At 58.0% G+C, this 2,069-nt stretch carries 1 protein-coding gene; it reads left to right on the top strand.

What is annotated here, in order from left to right:
- The first annotated feature begins 147 nt into the window (after window positions 1-147).
- Window positions 148-1,749: a pentapeptide repeat-containing protein gene (locus tag ACRDCA_RS25180; protein ID WP_438691971.1), complete on the top strand. Its 1,602-nt coding sequence runs from the start codon at window positions 148-150 to the stop codon at window positions 1,747-1,749.
- Window positions 1,750-2,069: the final 320 nt, after the last annotated feature.

Here is a 2,069-nt window from a genome sequence, read left to right on the forward strand (position 1 = left end):
TGCGTCGCAAAGCCTCGGGCACGTGGCCGGGAACCGATAAGCACTCTGTAACACCTCATCCGTGCATCAACGCCGAATTCTGATATTAATCATTTTTCTCCGCAATAAAAATGTCCTGTACAGACAATAACGCACAGGAAAAAAACAATGAGCAACAGCATTTCACCGCTGACCAACAATATGCAGCAAATTGCACAGGTGAGTGAGGGGGCCTCAAGGAAAGAGTTAGGCAGTCTCAGGGGAATTGGTGAACATCTGCTCTACCTGTTTACCTTCGGGCAGGTGGACAGGGGACGCGAGCGGCTTGATACGTTTACTCAGATGGTGGGTAACCTGGTGTGGCTGAGAAGTCGGAATGATGGTGCCCTGGCGTGCCAGTTCAGGGACCCAGATAACGAGGACCAGCTTATTGGTATCACTATCCGTAATAACCAAATACTCGCAAAAGTTGTAGACAAATGGACCGACCAACAAAATGGAGGAAGTTACCTGCCCGCCAACATCAGTGCATCTCATGCAGATATGACCCGTCTGTTGCTGGAACTGTGTATGGCTGGAAGAAAAAATGGCGACAGCGGGGGGCTCGGGGTAAACGAGGGCGGAGCGGACCTGACGAATCTTGACCTGTCGGGGGCTCACCTGGAGGACGCTCACCTGGAGGACGCTCACCTGGAGGGGGCTCACCTGGAGGGGGCTCACCTGGAGAGGGCTCACCTGGAGGACGCTCACCTGGAGGACGCTCACCTGGAGAGAGCTTACCTGGAGGACGCTCACCTGGAGGACGCTCACCTGGAGAGAGCTTACCTGGAGGACGCTCACCTGGAGGGGGCTCACCTGGAGGGAGCTCACCTGGAGAGAGCTTACCTGGAGGACGCTCACCTGGAGAGAGCTTACCTGGAGGACGCTCACCTGGAGGACGCTCACCTGGAGAGGGCTCACCTGGAGGACGCTCACCTGGAGAGGGCTTACCTGGAGGACGCTCACCTGACGGGGGCTTACCTGACGGGGGCTTACCTGATTGAGGTTCACCTGGAGAGGGCTCACCTGACGGGGGCTCACCTGGAGAGGGCTCACCTGGAGAGGGCTCACCTGGAGGACGCTCACCTGGAGGACTCTCACCTGACGGGGGCTCACCTGGAGGACGCTCACCTGGAGGACGCTCACCTGGAGAGGGCTCACCTGGAGAGGGCTCACCTGGGGGACGCTCACCTGACGGGGGCCCACCTGGAGGACGCTCACCTGACGGGGGCTTACCTGGAGGACGCTCACCTGGAGAGGGCTCACCTGGAGAGGGCTTACCTGATGGCGGCTCACCTGACGGGGGCTTACCTGGAGGACGCTCACCTGACGGGGGCTCACCTGGAGTGGGCTTACCTGATGGAGGCTCACCTGACGGGGGCTCACCTGGAGGACGCTCACCTGACGGGGGCTTACCTGACGGGGGCTTACCTGATTGAGGCTCACCTGGAGAGGGCTCACCTGGAGGACGCTCACCTGGAGAGAGCTTACCTGGAGGACGCTCACCTGGAGGACGTTCACCTGGAGGGGGCTCACCTGGAGGGGGCTGATCTGAGGGGGGCTCACCTGGAGGGGGCTCACCTGGAGGGGGCTGATCTGAGGGGGGCTCACCTGGAGGGGGCTCACCTGGAAGGGGCTGATCTGAGGGGGGCAAAAATTTCGCGGGAAAATTATGACTGGGCTGAGGCGCACGGGGCATTGGTAGGCGGGGCGATAATATGCGAAGAGTAATGCCGTGTGGCATTGTCATGATATAGGCTAGGCAGATGGTAGCGCACACCCGCATTTTCACTGTTTGCTAATGGTGCCGCCGTCTTGGTTTCCCGATGATAGCTCTGTCCGATAAGCCACCCTCTTACGTACAGACAAACTCTGTGGTAGCAGAATTTTGGCGTGTTCCCGCTTACAACGCCGAATTCTGATATTAATAATTTGTTTCCGCAATAAAAATGTCCTGTACAGACAATAACGCACAGGAGAAAAACAATGAACGGCATTTCACTGCTGACCAACAACATGCAGCAAATGGCACAGGCGAGTATGAGAGGGGA

This window comes from Serratia sp. (in: enterobacteria) (genome assembly GCF_051654945.1).
Classification (GTDB): Bacteria; Pseudomonadota; Gammaproteobacteria; order Enterobacterales; family Enterobacteriaceae; genus Chania.